Raw genomic sequence first — 15,716 nt, 5'->3', positions numbered from 1 at the left:
GACGCGGCGTGAGCGAGATCAGGTTCGAGAAGGTCCGGCACGGCTACGGCGACCGGCCCGTGCTGCGCGAGGTGTCGTTGACGCTCACCGAGCGGCGCATCGGCATCGTCGGATCCAACGGGTCCGGCAAGTCGACGCTGGCCCGCATGATCAACGGTCTGGTGACGCCGACGTCGGGACGCGTGGTGGTCGACGGCCTCGACGTGGCGAAGAAGGGGGCGGCGGTCCGACGCCGGGTGGGGTTCGTCTTCACCGACCCCGACAACCAGATCGTCATGCCGACCGTCGCGGAGGACCTCGCGTTCTCGCTACGCCGCAGCGGCGCCTCGAAGGCAGAGGTGGCCGACCGCGTCGCCGAGACGCTCGAGCGGTTCGGCCTGGCCGGACACGCGGATCACCCCGCCCATCTGCTCTCCGGCGGGCAGAAGCAGATGTTGGCCATCGGTGCCGTGGTGATTCGCCGCCCGAAGATCCTGGTGGCGGACGAGCCCACCACTCTGCTGGACCTGCGCAACACACGGTTGGTGGGCCGGGTGCTGGCCGAGCTGGACCTCCAGCTCGTCGTGGTCACCCATCACCTCGATCTGCTCGCGGACGTCGATCGCGTCGTCGTCGTGCACGACGGCGGCATCGCGTTCGACGGACCCCCCGCGGAGGCGATCCCGGCGTACCGGGCACTGCTCGAATGATCGGCCTGTACCGACCGGGGACGTCGCTGCTGCACCGCCTGCCCGCGGGGGCGAAGCTGCTGCTGCTCATGGCCGCGGTGATCGCGATCCTGGTCCTCGTCCGGCGGCCCGTCGACGTCGCCGCCGCGCTCGTCGCGGTGACCGCGGCGTACGCCGTGGCGGGATTCGGTCCGCGCGTGCTGCTCGCGCAGCTGCGGCCGTTGCTGTGGATGATCGTCGTCATCGCGGCGTTCCAGGTGTGGTTGACCACTCCCGCCCGCGCGACGGTGGTGTGCGGCGTCCTCCTGGCGACCGTCGGCGCCGCCGGGTTGGTGACGCTGACCACGAGAGTCACGGCGATGCTCGACACCGTCGGCCGCGCGCTCGGGCCGCTGCGGCGAGTCGGCGTCGATCCCGATCGGGTGGGTCTGCTGCTCGCGCTGACCATCCGACTGGTGCCGGTACTCACGGACATCGTCCGGCAGGTGTCGGAGGCGCGGAAGGCACGGGGACTGCAGTGGTCCGTCGCGGCGCTGGCCACACCCGTCGTGGTGCGGGCGTTGCGGACGGCCGACGCCCTGGGCGACAGCCTCGTCGCGAGGGGCGTGGACGACGGAGACGACGGAGACGAAGCGGACGACGGGGACGACCGTGATCGGTGAGCCGATCGACGCCCGCATCGGGCGGTGGGCGCGGGACCGGCCCGACGGGGTCGCCCTCGTGGATGCGACGAGGTCGACGACGTACCGCGAGCTGTGGGAGGCGTCGGGCCGTGCCGCGGGGCGGTGGGTCGGCGACCGGCGGACCGCGGTCCTGCCGTCGTCGGATGTCGGGTCGGTGGCGGCCGTGCTGGGTGCGATCCGGGCCGGGTCCTCGGTACTGCTGTTGCATCGGCACCTGACCGCGGACCGCCTGGCGTCGGTGCTGGCCGTCGGTGGACCGCGGGAGGTGGTGGCCGCTCCGCGGCTGCATGCCCGCCTGCGGCACCTCGGGTACGCCGGTCCCCTGGTGACGCCGTCGGACGTGGCGCGCGGCCGGGACGCCGCGCTCCCCTCGGTCGACGAGAGCGCGGAGTTGCTGGCGGGGCTGACGTCGGGGACGTCGGGTCGACCGAAGGTGTTCGTGCGGTCCCGGTCGTCCTGGTCGCGCACGCTCGATCGCAGTGACGAGGAGTTCACGATCGATGCCGATGCGCGTGTCGCGACGCCCGGCGTGCTCGACCACACGCACTTCCTGTACGGGGTGATCCACGCGCTGGGCCGAGGGGCCGCGGTGGACCTGCGCCCGCTGTCCGCCGGGGACGGCGCGGGGGCCGATCCGACCCACCTGTACACGGTGCCCACGTTGGCCGTCGACGTCGTCGCCGGACTCGGCGGCCCGTTGCAGTCGGTTCGAGAGGTGTTGTCGTCCGGCGCGTTCTGGCCCGAACCGGCGCGCGCGTCGCTCGCCGCTCGACTGCCCGGCGCGCGCGTCGTGCACTTCTACGGGGCGTCGGAGCTGTCCCTGGTGTCCGTCGCGGCCTCGGACGACGCCGTGCCCGCGGGGTCGTCGGGCCGGGTGGTCTCGGGCGTCGACGTGCGGATCGACGACGGCGTGGTCCACGTGCGCAGCGACATGCTCTTCGACGGCTACCTCACCGACGAGTCGTCGCTCCCGGTGGACGGTCCCGTCGACGGGTGGTTCGACGTCGGCGACCGCGGCCGTGTCGAAGGCCGCTGGCTGTTCCTGTCCGGTCGTGTGTCGGACACCATCTCGCGGGGGGCGCTGAAGGTCGAGCCGGCGGACGTCGAGCGGGCGCTGCTGTCGTACCCCGGGGTCGTCGAGGCGGCCTGCGTGGGGGCGCCGCACCCCCGGATGGGCGCGGTTCCGGTGGCGGCGATCGTGACGGACGGACCCGTCGACCGCGCCGCCCTGCGGCGGCACCTCCGGACGTCGTTGGACGTGCCGTCGCGGCCGACCCGAGTGGTCGTGACCGACGCGCTGCCCCGAACACCGCGAGGAAAGCTGGACCGGTCGGCGGTGCCGGCGCTGATCGACAGGCTGAGCTGATCGATAGGCTGAGCTGATCGATAGGCTGAGCTGATCGATAGGCTGAGCGGGTGACCTCGACCGCGGCGCCCGACGCCGAGATGCCGTCCGATCTCCTCCACCACGCCCGCGAGGCGCGCGGTTTCATGCCCGACGACGAGGGCCTCGCCCTGCACGCCGCCGCGCGCGAATTTCTCGGCGCCGGTGTGGGTGTCGAGATCGGCACGTACTGCGGCAAGTCGACGATCTATCTGGGCGCAGCGGCTCGCGCGACGGGTGGGCGCATCGTCACCGTGGACCACCACCGTGGGTCCGAGGAGCATCAGCAGGGGTGGGAGTACCACGACCGATCGTTGGTGGATCCGGCCGTGGGCAAGCTCGACACGCTCGGGGCGTTCCGCCGCACCGTCGCCGACGCCGATCTCGAGGACGTGGTGGTGGGCGTCGTCGGTCGATCGGCGGACGTGGCGTCGTTCTGGCGGACACCCCTGACGTTCCTGTTCGTCGACGGCGGGCACACCGAGGCCGCCGCGTCGGCCGACTACGAGGGATGGGCGCGGTGGGTGGAGCCGGGCGGTGCGCTGGTCATCCACGACGTCTTCCCCGACCCCGCCGACGGTGGACGTCCGCCGTTCCTGATCTACGAACGTGCCCGTGCCGGTGGCGATTTCACCGACGTCCGTGCCGTCGGGTCACTCCGGGTGCTGGTCCGCACCGAGGGTCAGCCGGGCACGCTCGCGGGGTAGGACTCACCGGCGCACCCACACCGGCGGTGGGCCCCGGACAGTCCGGTGGGGAGGTCGTCGCCGCGGAAGATGCCCGACGCCGGTGTGGCGCGGGCGAGCGCGTCCGCCGCGAGGATGACTGCGCCCGCGGTCCACGTGGTCCGCTCGACCGGCCAACGCTTGCCGTCGGCGTACACCAGGCCGGTCCAGTAGGCGCCGTCGTCGTCGCGCAGATGCTGCATGGCGCCGAACAATTCGAGCGCGGCGGCATCGTCGCCGAGCGCGTCGAGAGTCAGCACCAGCTCGCACGTCTCGGCCCCGGTGACCCAGGGCCGGTCGTCGACGCACCGGATTCCGAGACCCTCCACGACGAAGTCGGACCACCGCGCGCCGATGCGTCGCCGAGCCTCGGGTCCGCGCACCGCGCCGCCGAGGATCGGGTAGTACCAGTCCATCGCGTAGGTCGTCTTGGGGACGAAGGCGTCCGGATGGTGCCGCAGCACGTGACCGAGCCGGCCGACGGCGACCTCCCAATCCGGTTGCGGGTCACCGATGTACGCGGCGAGCGCAAGGGCGCAGCGCAGGCTGTGGTGGATGCTCGCGTTGCCGGTGAGCAGGGCGTCGACGTTCGGCCCGTTCGGCCCGTCCGCCCAACCGATCTCCCCCCGGTCGGTCTGCAGCGACAGCACGAAGTCGACGGCACGCTGCACGGTCGGCCACAGCGCGAGCGCGAACGCGTCGTCGCCCGTCACCAGGAAGTGATGCCACACCCCGACCGCGACGTAGGCGCAGAAGTTGGTGTCCGAGCCCGCGTCCTCGACGACACCGGCGCGGGTCTGCAGGGGCCACGACCCGTCCTCACGCTGCGTGCGTCGACACCATTCGTAGGCGGCGTCGGCCTCCTCGGTGAGACCTGCCGCCGACAGGGCCATTGCCGCCTCGACGTGGTCCCACGGGTCCTCGTGTCCCGCGGGCGACCACGGGATGACGCCCGACCGAAGCTGCACTGCCGCAATGGATGCGGCGGTGGCACGACACTGGTCGGCCGTGAGCACTCCGGCGACGGCCGGAACGTCGGGAGTCGGCCGGCTCACGACACCGCCTCGGCTCCGCCGGCCGGCGGTTTGCGGAGGTAGATCACCACCGACTTGCCGATCACCGGGTCGAGCAGTCGTTCCGCCCACCGCGTCGCCGCGGGGGCTTTCATCATGTCCCACACCAGCATCGAGTGGTACGAGCGCACCAACCGGTTGTCGTTCTCGTTCACCCCCACCGCACACTTGAGCCACCAGTAGGGAGCATGCAGCGCGTGGGCGTGATGGGTGTGCGTGACCTCCAACCCGGCGTCACTCAGCGCCCGGCGCAGGTCGCTCGCCCGGTAGATGCGGACGTGGCCTCCTTCGTTGGCGTGGTACTCGTCGGAGAGCGCCCAGCAGATGCGCTCGGGCAGCCACCGGGGCACGCTGACGGCCACCGTGCCGCCCGGTCGGACGACGCGGGCGATCTCGGCGATGGCAGCGCGATCGTCCGGAATGTGTTCGAGCATCTCGGAGACGACGACGCCGTCGAAGTGACCGTCCGGGAACGGCAGGGCGAGCGCGTCGCCCACCACCGTCTCCGCGGAGGCGGACGCGGGCACCTGCCCTTCGGCGTCCATCGCGCCGAACATGACCTTCACCTCGTCGAGCTCCGCCGCGTTCTGGTCGAACGCCACGACCTGTGCGCCGCGCCGATAGAGCTCGTACGAGTGCCGACCGAGTCCGCACCCGATGTCGATCACCCGGTCACCGGCGCCGAAGCCGAGTCGGTCGAAGTCCATCGTCAACATGTGCGGTGTCGCTCCCTCTCGTGCTGCGCGGCGATCGCCGCGCGATAGACCTCCACCGTGGCGGCGGCCACCGCCGGCCACGAGAACGTCGATTCCGCTCGCGCGCGACCACGCTGTCCCATGGCGACGCGACGATCGTGGTCGTCCAGCATGGTCGCCAGAGCGGCGGCGAGCGCCTCGCTGTCCCCCGGCTCGACGAGGTCGGCGCAGTCACCGTCCGGTCCGACCACCTCGGGAATCGCACCCGTGCGACTCACCACCAGGGGCGTACCGCAGGACATGGCCTCGACGGTCGGCAGCGAGAACCCTTCGTACAACGACGGAACGCACGCCACCTCGGCCCCGGCCAGGACCGTCGCGAGTTCCTCGTCGGTCAGTCCGGCGTGGACGGTCACCGCCTCGTCCAGCCCCAGTCGCTCGATGGTGCGTCGCGTCGGCCCTTCCGGGTCGATGGTCGACACCAGATCCACCGTGACGTCACGTTCGGTGCGCAGCTTCGCCACCGCCTCGAGCAGATGCCGGACGCCCTTGAGGGCGACGTCGGCACTGGCGACGGCGACGACCCGACCCGGCACCCGCTCACCGCGTGGCCGGAACACGGTGGTGTCGACTCCCAGCGGAATCACCGACACCACGTCCTCTCGCACCCCGAACGCGTCGACGATGTCGTCGGCCGAGCTTCGGGACACCGTGATCACGTGTCCGACACGACGCGCGACCCGCCGCTGCATCGCGAGAAATCCGTACCACCGCCGCAGCGTGATCCGACGCCGCCAGGGCGCGGCGGCGAGGTCCAGGTCCCGATCGCGGGTGATGGGGTGATGAATCGTGGCCACCCAGGGTTGCCGGAGCCGGAGCAGTCCGTAACTCAGCGACTGATTGTCGTGCACCACATCGAAATCCGCGGCGCGGCGGCGAAGACGGCGGGCCGCCCGCAAGCCGAAGGTGAGGGGCTCGGGGAACCCCGCGGTCCACATGGTCAGGACCTCGAGCACGTCGATCCAGTCACGGATCTCGGAGGGCCGCGGCGTACGGAACGGATCCGGTTCGCGATACAGATCGAGGCTGGGGACGCGGGTCAACGCGATCCGGGAATCGAGCACCGGGTAGGGCTGCCCGGAGAACACCTCGACGGTGTGACCCGCATCGACGAGCGCCTTGCCGAGCCGAGCGACGTACACGCCCTGACCGCCCACGTGGGGCTTGCTCCGGTACGACAGCAGAGCGATGCGCACGTGCCTCCCCGACCGTCGTGGTGCACCGACACGTCCATGTCCGGTGTGCGACTTGTCTACCACTCGAACGCGGACCGATCGCGCACTCACCCCGGCGTCCGCCACTTTCCGGCCGTCACCGGGTTCGTGCGTGCGTGTCCTGGATCGTGTCGGTGGGTGCCGGTAAAATCGAACATACGAGCGACTGGGGGGTCGGCGACATGGTGGGGATGCAGGTGGGGGCAGGTGCGGCGAGCACGGCGGCGACGCCATGGGCGGCGCTGGATCACGCCGCGTTGGGTCTGCCCGCCACCACCGACCTCCCCTCTGCCCGGGCACTGGACGCCCTGGTGCACACCGCCGCCGGGGTGTCCTACCTGAAGTGGTTCGAATACCAACTCGCCGCCGCCATGCACGCCGAACTGGTGGAACCGTTCGAGGACGAGGACCGCCGCGAACTCGACGCGTTCACCCGCTGCGCCGCCACCATCGCCACGACGATGTCGATCACCCCGTTCGCCGCCCGCACCCTGCTCACCGACGCCGTCGCCCTCCGCGACCGGCTACCTCTCGTGGCGCAGTGCCTGCGGGACGGAATCGTCACCCCGCATCACATCCGCACCATCGTCTCCCGCACCGAGTTGATCGAGGGGCAGTGCTACGCGGCGTTGGTCGACGCCGACATCGCCCGCGCCCTCCGTAAACCCGGGTCGTGGTCGCCGGCGCGGATGGAGATCATGGTCGACACGATGGTGCACCGCCGCGACCCCGACGCCGTCCGTGCACGCCGAGAGGCAGCGAAGCGGAACCGGGAGTTCACCGTCGAGATCGGACGGGACGGGATGGCCACGACGACGGACACCCGGCCCGCCGAGGACACCGCCCTCGCCGCCGCCGCGGTCCACCGCCTCGCGGCGCAGGTGTGCCCCAAGGACACCCGCTCCAAGGCCGCGCGGGCCTCCGATGCGCACTACGCGTTGCTCACCCGGACCGAATTCGGCTGCGACTGCGACCGACCCATCACCGACTGCCGCTACAAGAACATCGACCCGACGACGTTCGCGGCGACCGCGCCGCGGATCGTGATCCACCTCCTCACCGACACCACCACCCTCACCGGCCCCGTCCCCGCCCCGGACTCCGACCGGGTCTGCAGGTCGCCGCAACACCTGCCGCGACCGAACACCGAACCCACCCCTGCGGCCCAGCCCGAGGGCGACGCCGAGGTTCAACCCGAACCCGCCGCGAATGCGGTCACGGCCGAGTCGGTGACGACACATTCTGGGGCGACGGAATCTGAGCGACGGGTCTCACCGGATCGGGTCGACGGCGACGCCAAGGTCCGTGCTGACTCCGCCGCGGGCCCGACTTCCACCGAGTCGGCGGCGGTCGAACAGCCTGCGCCGGAACCGGTGTCACAGGATCGAGCCGATGTCACCGCCGACGCCGATGCGACCGATGACGTGGTCGACACCGACACCGAGGACGCCGAGCACGACGCGGCGGATATCACCGGTACCGAGGACGAGGCACCCCGTATTCGGGGGTGTGACGAGCCCCTCGGTCTCGACACCGTCGACGGCGTCGGATTCCTCGCCGGCATCGGCATCATCTCCGGCGCCCACGTCCGCGACCTCGCCGCCGACCCCCGCACCGTCATCCGCCCGCTCGGCGACGGCACCGACACCCCACTCCCGGCGACCCAGCCGTCGAACCCGTATCGCCCCTCCGCCGCCCTCGATGCGTACGTGCGGGCGAGGGATCAGTTCTGCACCTGGCCCGGCTGCAACCGACCGGCGTGGGAGGCAGACCTCGACCACATCACCGAATACGACCACACCCACCCCGAACGGGGCGGGCGCACCGACGCGACCGGACTCGGCGCCAAATGCCGATTCCATCACCTACTGAAGACGTTCGGGGATTTCGTCGACGACCAGTACCCCGACCCGAATAATCCGAGCCGACTGATCCGCACCATCACCATCCCCGACGGACGCACCGTCCTCGGGCCCGCGTTCACCGGCCACGACGTCCACCCGGGACTGGACACCGTCGTCTTCGGCGACCCACCCGACCCGTCAACGCCGCGACCACCGAGACCGGGCCTCACCGAACGCCCCCGACCCGCCCCACGCACCGAGCAGAAACACGCCCGCCGACGACAGGAACGCAACCGCAACCGCCTCCGCAACGCGATGAAGCTCCACCCACCCGACGACACCCCACCCCCGTTCTGACGGGCGGGTTACAGGTGACGCGCGGTGTCGACGGGTCGGCCGTCGGCTAGAGCGGCAGCTCCGTCTCCCTGGCCGCGCCGGCGGCTGCCGGTGGCGTGACGCGACGGAACCATTCGGTGCCGAACACCACGGCCAGGACGTCACGCTCCATCGCCAGGAAGGGGCCGAAATCGCCGATCTGCGACTCGTGCACCTGCATCGCGGCGCGTTTGGCATCGAGGACCGCCGTCACGTCCACCGCAGTGGTCAGCTCCGACTCCGGGAGTCCGAACGCCTCCACGTCCGGGCGCTGCCCCGACCCCTCTGCCTCGGCACCGTCCGGCTGGTCGTTCCAGGCGGGGTTGGCCTCCATCAACATGCGCATGTGGTCCCGGTTCATGGTGGCCTCGTAGACGTACGGCACCTCGGCGAGCGCACCGGCCCGCGTTCCCACGCGATGGACCTGCACGTGGTCCGGATGCCCGTAGCCGCCGTTCGGGTCGTACACCGTCAGCACCGTCGCGTTCTCGTCGCGCAGCACCTCGGCCAACGCCGCAGCCGCCTCCTCGACGTCCACCGTCGCGAAGGCTCCGGGAGCCGAATTGCCCTCCGTCCCGGCCATTCCCGAGTCGGCGTAACCCAGATTCACCACGCGATGCACACCGAGCACCGCCGCCGATGCCGCCACCTCGGCCTGCCGTCGTTGCACCAGGGTCTCGCCCTCGTCCAGCAGCCCGTCCGGCACCTCTCCGAGCGCCCCGTCGGTGGCGGTCACCAGGATCACCCGGTGACCGGCGTCGGACGCGGATCGCATGACACCCCCGGTGCCGAAGACCTCGTCGTCGGGATGCGCGTGAAAACACACCAGAGTGCTCATCGCCCCATCGAAGCACAGCAGCCGACGCGCGAGGGTTCGACCGCCCGACCGCCGGGAACGCGGTGTCCATGAGCAACGACACCACGGTCGACGACGTCTGGGACGACTGGAAGGACGCGGTCAATCTCACCGCCACGCAACTGGACGAGTGGCTCGACACCGACGAGTCGAAGTCCGTCGGCGACTCCTCCGACGGCGAGTCCACCGGGCACGCCATGGGCCGGGAGATCGTGCGCATCCTCGGCACGAAGAAGGCGGATCTCACCGACGACGACGCCGCGACGATGAAGAAAGTGGTCGGCTACGTCCACCGGCACAGCGCTCAAGGGCCGAAGAAGGACGTCGAGAACTCACGGTGGCGGTACTCGTTGATGAACTGGGGCCACGACCCGCTGAAGTAGGCCCCTACCAGCCACTCTCACAAGCAACGCGCGGCTCCCGTAGCCGAACCGGCCGAAGGATTCGTAGCCGACCCGGCTCAGCATTCGTAGCCGACCCGGCTGTGGATGTTTCCGAAGATCGGATACGGTCAATTCCACGACCACGACCGGATGTCCACGTCTCCGGTTCAGTGCTTCGCCGTTCATCCACCAGCGGCTGTCCGTTGTCGAGACTGCAGCAGGGATGGATGTCTCATGAGAGTTGCGTTGGTGTCCGCGCATGCCGATCCTCGGGCGCCCCTGGGCGGAATCGATTCCGGGGGCCAGAACGCGCACGTCGACGCGTTGGCGATGGCTCTGACCGGCCGAGGTCACAGTGTCACCGTCTACACCCGATGTGCCGACCCCACGGCTCCGTCCGAGGTCGACACCGCGAGCGGTTACCGAGTGTCGTACGTGCCGGCCGGGCCGCCGGGGCCTCTGGCGAAGGAAGCCCTCGTTCCCCACCTCGGCGACTTCGCCGACGGACTCGCGAGCCGCTGGGCGGTGGAGCGGCCCGACGTCGTGCATGCCCATTACTGGACGTCCGCCTTCGCCGCGCGACTCGCCACCCGATCGCGTCCCATACCGACCGTGATCACGTTCCACACGGTGGCCGAGGCGGCCCGGCGGTATCGCGGTGACCGCAGTCCGGACACCGTCGCCCGCGGCAAAGTGGAGAAGCTGCTCGCGCGCACCGCATCTCGGGTCGTGGCCACCGCGTCGGAGGATGTCGGCGACCTCGTCCGTCTCGGCGTTCCGCGGCGGTCCATCTCCGTGATCCCGGCCGGCGTCGACCTCGACACGTTCCACCCGGCTCCGATCACCCCGGCCGGCAGGCCGCCCCGCCGCCACCGTCTCGCCGCAGCGGGTCGGCTGGTGCCGCGGAAGGGATTCGACATGACCATCGCTGCCTTGGCGGCGATCCCCGATGCCGAGTTGAGCATCGCCGCGGGCGCGAACACCGATGTCGCGTCCGACCCGGAGGCTCGACGACTGACCGATCTCGCGCGCACGCACGGCGTCGCCGATCGCGTGCGTATCGGTCCTATCCCCCGCGACCGGATGCCGGACTTCTGGCGCGCCGCGGACCTGGCCGTGTTCACGCCCGCGTACGAGCCGTTCGGCATCTCCGCGATCGAGGCCATGGCCTGCGGGACGCCGGTGGTCGCCTCGGCCGTCGGCGGCTTGCTCGACACGGTCATCGACGACGTCACCGGAGTCCTGGTTCCGCGGCGCAGCCCGGGCGCGGTCGCCGAGGCCGTGCGTCGGTTGCTGGACGACGACGGTCGTCGCACCGGATTCGGGATGTCGGCGGCGGACCGTGCTCGCGCGCGGTATTCGCTCGAGCACATCGCCGTGGACACCGAGCGTGTCTACGCGGAGGCCATGCCGGCGCCGGAGTCCGACGACGGACCGGACACCGCCGAGGCCCCGACCAGCCGACTCGACCCCGTCCGGTGAGGACTGCTTGAATGGTTGGTCGAACGCAGAGCCCGTACGCACGGGCAGGGAAAGGCAGGATGTCGATGTCGGTCGCCGAGAACTCCACGGATTCGTTCCGTGTCGACACCGAATTGCAGAACGGAGCCGCCATCCTCACGGTGGTCGGAGAGCTCGACCTGGCGACGGCCCCGATCCTGCAGGACGCGGTCGATGCGGTGCGGAACGAGGCCACCGAGGCACTGGTCGTCGACCTCACCGGCGTCGATTTCCTGGCCTCCGCCGGAATGACCGTGCTCGTCCAGTCACACCAGTCCGTTCCCGACGGCGTCGTCTTCTCCGTCGTCGCCACCGGCGCTGCGACCGCCCGCCCGCTGCAGTTGGTGGGCCTGGACGAGACCTTCCCGATCCACGCGTCCCGGCAGGACGCCCTCGCGGCCACGGGCGGAGCCCGTCGGTCCGATTTCGCCTGACCGCCGCTTCGAGGTGAGGGACGCGCGATCCGGGGGTACTCCTCACGCTGTGATCGACGCCGAGACTCCGCGACCGGGGCCCGAACCCCTGGTGATGACCGATCTCGACGCCGATCCGCACCGCATCGCCGACGTCCGCGGCGTCCTGTCGCGCTGGCTGTCGGACGGGGCCGTCGAGCCCGATCGTGTGCCGGACGTCGTTCTCGCGGTGTACGAGGCGATGGCCAACGTGGTCGAGCACGCGTACACCTCGACGTCCCACCGCGGGGTGTTCGACCTGCGTGCGGAGCACTCTCGCGACACCGGTCGCGTCGAGATCGTCGTCCGTGACCACGGGGCCTGGCAGTCCAGCGAACCCGGCCCTCTTCGCGGGCGCGGTCTGCCGCTCATCGAGACGTTGTCGGACGACGTGACGGTCACGTCCGCCGCGTCGGGCACCGAGGTGATCATGCGATGGGACCGAGGCGACGCCGTCGGGGCGCGGGGTGCACAAAGGTCTCGCGATCTCGTAGACTGAGCCCGTACGACAGCACGTCGAACTCGCACCGACCGGGGTTCCGCCTCCTCCAGACCCGGGGAGAGCACTCGCTTTCGCTCTCTGTCCACCCTGGAGGCATCATGACCGCTCTGCACGACTCCCCCGTCGACCCTCCCGACCTGGACGTTCCGTCGTCGGTGCCGCTCGCCCTGTCCGCTGCGGTCGAGGCCGCCCGCCTCGCGGCGATCTCCCGCTACGACGTTCTGCGCAACCCACCCGACGGCGCGTTCGATCGCATCGCCCGTCTGGCCGCCCGGTGGATGGGGACGGCGTTCGCATCGGTCACGATCGTCGATTCGGACCACATCTGGTTCGCCGCCCGCCACGGCGACGGCATCCCGGAACGCGTCCCGCGTGAGGACGGTCTGTGCTCCTCCGCGATCGCACACGACGGGGTCTACGTCGTCCCCGATGCCCGACTCCACGTCCCGGCCGCGGAGAACTCGCTCGTGCACGGTGAGGCAGGCATCCGGTTCTACGCCGGCGCGCCGATCGTCACCGCGGACGGCCACCGGCTCGGCACCGTCAACGTCTTCGACACCGTGGCCCGCGACCCCGCGGACATCAGGGACGTCGACGTGCTGGCCGATCTCGCCGCCGTCGTGGTGGACGAGCTCGAACTACGACTGTCCGCGATGACCACCGTGCGGGACGAGCGCGCCCTGCGCACGCGAGCGGAGTCGGACACCGTCGAGATCACCGACTATGCCGCCGTGCTGCAGCGGACGCTCCTGCCGCCGTCCTTGCCCCGAATCGACGGCCTGACTCTCGCGTCGCACTATCACGCGGTCTCTCCGCTGCAGGTGGGCGGCGATTTCTACGACGTCTTCGCGCTGGGCGACGGCCGCTGGGCGTTCTTCCTCGGCGATGTTCAAGGCCACGGGGCCGGAGCAGCGTCGGTCACCTCGTTGGTCCGGTACACCCTGCGCGCGGCCGCGCTGCATCAGCCCGACCCCGCGGAGGGACTCGCCGAACTCAATCAGGTGCTGATGCTCGACCCGACACAGAAGCGGTTCTGCACCGTCCTGTTCGGCATCGCGACGCCCGATCCACGCGGCGGATTCCGCATCACGTTGGCCACCGGCGGCCACCCACCGGCCCTGCTCCTCGATCCGGACACCCGTGACGTTCACGAGATCCGGTCCAGCACCGGCATGTTCGTCGGAGCACTGGAGAAAGCCACCTTCAGCGCGTGCAGCTTCCGGCTCGCCCCCGGGCAGACGCTGTTGCTCTACACGGACGGCATCACCGAGGCCCGCCCCGACGGTCGCACGATGTTCGGCGAGGAGGGCCTCGTCCACTTCGTGCGGGAGCGTCTCGGGCGTTCGGTCGACGAGGTGGTCGACGACCTGGTCGATCTCATCCCGGGGCTGCGCCCGATCGACGACATCGCGTTGCTCGCTCTCGGCGCCTGACGCGTCACGAGCGGGCGCGTTCCCGTCCGTGATCGCGCAGCAGTCGGAGCGAGTGCTCGATGGTCGCCGCGAGCACCTCGGGCGGATCACCGTCGAACACCACCCGTTCGGCGGTGACGGCACCGTGGTCGGCGAGGCCGAACCACACCGTCCCTGCCGGCACGTCCTCGTCGGTCTCCGGTCCGGCCTCGCCCGTCACGGCGACCGCCAGATTCGCTCCCGTCAGGTCGGCCACCCCGGCTGCCATCGCGCGGGCAGAGGCCTCGCTGACCACCGGCCCCTCGGGCACGAGCAGCAGATCGTGTTTGACCTCCTCGGCGTAGGCCACGACGGCGCCGCGGAACCACCGACCCGCGGACGGCGCGCGACCGAGGTTGGCGGCGATGTTCCCTGCCGTCAAGGACTCGGCCGTCGCGATGCGCAGGTCGCCGCGGTCGGCGAGTTCGGCGATCTCCGCACACAGGTCCTCGAGGTCGGCGTCGGTGTCGACCCGCTCCTCCGGTTGGGCGGCGTCACCGTCGATGCGTTCGGTCGACATGCGGGTCGTTCCTCCTTCGACGAGGACGGGGCGGACCGGTCGAGGTCCCGAGGCTCACGGCTTCCCCGGTCGATCGACCGCAAACACCCTCGGCGAAGCGTGCCGAACGGCGCTAGCGTTGAACCATGGACAGCCTTCGAGACACCATTCGCGCCGAACTGAACGTCCGGTCCTCCATCGACCCGGCCGCCGAAATCGACTCCCGCGTGGCGTTTCTCGCGGACTACGTCGCGGCCACCGGAACCGCCGGCTTCGTGCTCGGCATCAGCGGCGGCCAGGACAGCACCCTGACGGGTCGGCTGTGCCAGCTGGCCGCCGAGCGAGCACGCGACGCCGGACACGACGTCCGTTTCCTTGCGGTCCGCCTGCCCTACGGGCAGCAGGCCGACGAGGACGATGCCGTCGTGGCCCTCGACTTCATCCGGCCCGACGAGACGGTCCGCGTCGACATCAAGGCCTCCGCCGACGGCGCGGGCACGGCAGCCGCCGCCGCGTTGGGCGTCGACCGACTCCGAGATTTCGTCCGCGGGAACATCAAGGCCCGTGAACGCATGGTCGCGCAGTACGCCCTGGCCGGTGAACGCAACCTCCTGGTGGTCGGGACCGACCACGCCGCGGAGGCCGTCACCGGCTTCTACACCAAGTACGGCGACGGCGGCGTCGACCTCGTTCCCCTCACCGGTCTCACCAAGCGGCAGGGCGCGGCACTGTTGCGTGAGTTGGGCGCTCCCGAGAGCACCTGGAGCAAGGTGCCGACGGCGGACCTCGAGGACGACCGCCCCGCTCTTCCCGACGAAGAGGCACTCGGGGTGACCTACGCGCAGATCGACGCGTATCTGGAGGGCGAGGACGTTCCCGACGACGCCGCGACGACGATCGAGACCTGGTACCGGAAGACCCGGCACAAGCGCGCGATGCCCGTCACCCCGTCCGACACCTGGTGGCGGGAGACGCACTGAACCGATTCGGGTGCGGTCGTCGGCGCGGATCGTGTGTCGACACGCCCGGATGCGGGTAACAATCGTGGTGAGCGCTCGAAACACGTGGCGTCGAAGTCATCCGTCACTCGGGTGTTCGAGGGCTGCCGCTGTTCGCGCGCTCTCGCGGGCACCTCCGCCGACGGATGCGAGGCACGTCGACAGGAGTTCACCCCATGACCCTGCACATCGAAGATCCGACGCCCCCGCGAATCGGGGACCACACCGCCGGGACGCGAGACCGCCCGTGAGGTCGAGACGGTGGTGTGGTCGGACGACGGAACCACGCGTGACTGGTGGGAAAGCGTCATGTCCCGCTGCACCTCGTACGTTCCGCCCCGCGACCGCCGACGG

16 protein-coding genes are annotated in these 15,716 nt (G+C 70.6%); 11 read left to right on the top strand and 5 right to left on the bottom strand.

Translation table 11 applies throughout. The annotated features are described in order from the left end of the window. The first annotated feature begins 8 nt into the window (after nucleotides 1-8). From RC2_RS04275 to RC2_RS04260, 4 genes are all read left to right on the top strand, one after another. Nucleotides 9-689: an energy-coupling factor ABC transporter ATP-binding protein gene (locus tag RC2_RS04275; RefSeq protein WP_068149974.1), complete on the top strand. Its 681-nt coding sequence runs from the start codon at nucleotides 9-11 to the stop codon at nucleotides 687-689. Next, nucleotides 686-1,330, top strand: a complete 645-nt coding sequence (locus tag RC2_RS04270; RefSeq protein ID WP_068149977.1) for an energy-coupling factor transporter transmembrane component T family protein — start codon at nucleotides 686-688, stop codon at nucleotides 1,328-1,330. The genes RC2_RS04275 and RC2_RS04270 overlap by 4 nt, the downstream gene beginning before the upstream one ends. Next, on the top strand, nucleotides 1,320-2,717 hold the full coding sequence (locus RC2_RS04265; RefSeq protein ID WP_245810950.1) for an AMP-binding protein: 1,398 nt from the start codon (nucleotides 1,320-1,322) through the stop codon (nucleotides 2,715-2,717). Before RC2_RS04270 ends, RC2_RS04265 begins: the two co-directional genes overlap by 11 nt. An 80-nt stretch (nucleotides 2,718-2,797) precedes the next feature. Next, a complete protein-coding gene (locus RC2_RS04260) occupies nucleotides 2,798-3,442 on the top strand; it encodes a class I SAM-dependent methyltransferase (protein WP_068149995.1) in 645 nt (214 codons plus the stop codon). Here the strand turns inward: RC2_RS04260 and RC2_RS04255 are convergent. The 3 genes from RC2_RS04255 to RC2_RS04245 are packed head-to-tail and all read right to left on the bottom strand — an operon-like array spanning nucleotide 3,418 to nucleotide 6,484. After that, entirely contained in the window at nucleotides 3,418-4,515 is a 1,098-nt protein-coding gene (locus RC2_RS04255; RefSeq protein ID WP_068149980.1) for a prenyltransferase/squalene oxidase repeat-containing protein, read from the bottom strand. The genes RC2_RS04260 and RC2_RS04255 overlap by 25 nt on opposite strands. Further along, the gene (locus RC2_RS04250; RefSeq protein ID WP_068149984.1) at nucleotides 4,512-5,249 is read right to left on the bottom strand and encodes a class I SAM-dependent methyltransferase; all 738 of its coding nucleotides are present in this window, start codon (nucleotides 5,247-5,249) and stop codon (nucleotides 4,512-4,514) included. The genes RC2_RS04255 and RC2_RS04250 overlap by 4 nt, the downstream gene beginning before the upstream one ends. Next, entirely contained in the window at nucleotides 5,243-6,484 is a 1,242-nt protein-coding gene (locus tag RC2_RS04245) for a glycosyltransferase family 4 protein (protein WP_068149987.1), read from the bottom strand. The genes RC2_RS04250 and RC2_RS04245 overlap by 7 nt, the downstream gene beginning before the upstream one ends. 200 nt (nucleotides 6,485-6,684) lie before the next feature. Between RC2_RS04245 and RC2_RS04240 the strand changes: the two genes are divergently transcribed. Further along, nucleotides 6,685-8,703 (top strand): HNH endonuclease signature motif containing protein, encoded by a 2,019-nt coding sequence (locus tag RC2_RS04240; RefSeq protein ID WP_072681087.1) that lies wholly within the window; start codon nucleotides 6,685-6,687, stop codon nucleotides 8,701-8,703. A 46-nt stretch (nucleotides 8,704-8,749) separates the two neighbouring features. Here RC2_RS04240 and RC2_RS04235 read toward each other — a convergent pair whose 3' ends face one another. Next, nucleotides 8,750-9,559, bottom strand: coding sequence for a PIG-L family deacetylase (locus tag RC2_RS04235; protein WP_068149645.1), 810 nt, complete (start codon nucleotides 9,557-9,559; stop codon nucleotides 8,750-8,752). A gap of 68 nt (nucleotides 9,560-9,627) precedes the next feature. Here RC2_RS04235 and RC2_RS04230 point away from each other — a divergent pair, with 68 nt between their 5' ends. From RC2_RS04230 to RC2_RS04210, 5 genes are all read left to right on the top strand, one after another. After that, complete coding sequence (locus RC2_RS04230; protein WP_068149643.1) at nucleotides 9,628-9,960, top strand: DUF3140 domain-containing protein; 333 nt, start codon at nucleotides 9,628-9,630, stop codon at nucleotides 9,958-9,960. 234 nt (nucleotides 9,961-10,194) lie between these two features. Further along, nucleotides 10,195-11,442, top strand: coding sequence for a glycosyltransferase (locus RC2_RS04225; protein ID WP_068149640.1), 1,248 nt, complete (start codon nucleotides 10,195-10,197; stop codon nucleotides 11,440-11,442). 59 nt (nucleotides 11,443-11,501) lie between these two features. Beyond that, on the top strand, nucleotides 11,502-11,894 hold the full coding sequence (locus RC2_RS04220) for an STAS domain-containing protein (protein ID WP_245810949.1): 393 nt from the start codon (nucleotides 11,502-11,504) through the stop codon (nucleotides 11,892-11,894). A 49-nt stretch (nucleotides 11,895-11,943) separates the two neighbouring features. Continuing rightward, the gene (locus RC2_RS04215) at nucleotides 11,944-12,411 is read left to right on the top strand and encodes an ATP-binding protein (protein WP_139277263.1); all 468 of its coding nucleotides are present in this window, start codon (nucleotides 11,944-11,946) and stop codon (nucleotides 12,409-12,411) included. 101 nt (nucleotides 12,412-12,512) lie between these two features. After that, on the top strand, nucleotides 12,513-13,847 hold the full coding sequence (locus tag RC2_RS04210; protein WP_082895573.1) for a PP2C family protein-serine/threonine phosphatase: 1,335 nt from the start codon (nucleotides 12,513-12,515) through the stop codon (nucleotides 13,845-13,847). A 4-nt stretch (nucleotides 13,848-13,851) separates the two neighbouring features. On the opposite strand, the gene RC2_RS04205 is transcribed toward RC2_RS04210, so the two are convergent. After that, nucleotides 13,852-14,385: a CinA family protein gene (locus RC2_RS04205; protein WP_082895572.1), complete on the bottom strand. Its 534-nt coding sequence runs from the start codon at nucleotides 14,383-14,385 to the stop codon at nucleotides 13,852-13,854. Between the two features lie 125 nt (nucleotides 14,386-14,510). Between RC2_RS04205 and nadE the strand changes: the two genes are divergently transcribed. Then, the gene (nadE, locus tag RC2_RS04200; RefSeq protein ID WP_068149637.1) at nucleotides 14,511-15,344 is read left to right on the top strand and encodes an NAD(+) synthase; all 834 of its coding nucleotides are present in this window, start codon (nucleotides 14,511-14,513) and stop codon (nucleotides 15,342-15,344) included. The last annotated feature ends 372 nt before the right edge of the window (nucleotides 15,345-15,716 follow it).

The organism is Rhodococcoides corynebacterioides NBRC 14404 (assembly GCF_001894765.1).
In the GTDB taxonomy this organism is placed as follows: Bacteria; Actinomycetota; Actinomycetes; order Mycobacteriales; family Mycobacteriaceae; genus Rhodococcoides; species Rhodococcoides corynebacterioides.
This window is presented reverse-complemented; position numbering and strand designations above follow the sequence as displayed.

Coding starts and splice junctions, on each gene's coding strand:
- RC2_RS04270 (WP_068149977.1), top strand. CDS start 686: ATGATCGGCCTGTACCGACCGGGGACGTCGCTGCTGCACCGCCTGCCC.
- RC2_RS04260 (WP_068149995.1), top strand. CDS start 2,798: ATGCCGTCCGATCTCCTCCACCACGCCCGCGAGGCGCGCGGTTTCATG.
- RC2_RS04250 (WP_068149984.1), bottom strand. CDS start 5,249: ATGTTGACGATGGACTTCGACCGACTCGGCTTCGGCGCCGGTGACCGG.
- RC2_RS04240 (WP_072681087.1), top strand. CDS start 6,685: ATGGTGGGGATGCAGGTGGGGGCAGGTGCGGCGAGCACGGCGGCGACG.
- RC2_RS04235 (WP_068149645.1), bottom strand. CDS start 9,559: ATGAGCACTCTGGTGTGTTTTCACGCGCATCCCGACGACGAGGTCTTC.
- RC2_RS04230 (WP_068149643.1), top strand. CDS start 9,628: ATGAGCAACGACACCACGGTCGACGACGTCTGGGACGACTGGAAGGAC.
- RC2_RS04225 (WP_068149640.1), top strand. CDS start 10,195: ATGAGAGTTGCGTTGGTGTCCGCGCATGCCGATCCTCGGGCGCCCCTG.
- RC2_RS04220 (WP_245810949.1), top strand. CDS start 11,502: ATGTCGATGTCGGTCGCCGAGAACTCCACGGATTCGTTCCGTGTCGAC.
- RC2_RS04210 (WP_082895573.1), top strand. CDS start 12,513: ATGACCGCTCTGCACGACTCCCCCGTCGACCCTCCCGACCTGGACGTT.
- RC2_RS04205 (WP_082895572.1), bottom strand. CDS start 14,385: ATGTCGACCGAACGCATCGACGGTGACGCCGCCCAACCGGAGGAGCGG.
- nadE (WP_068149637.1), top strand. CDS start 14,511: ATGGACAGCCTTCGAGACACCATTCGCGCCGAACTGAACGTCCGGTCC.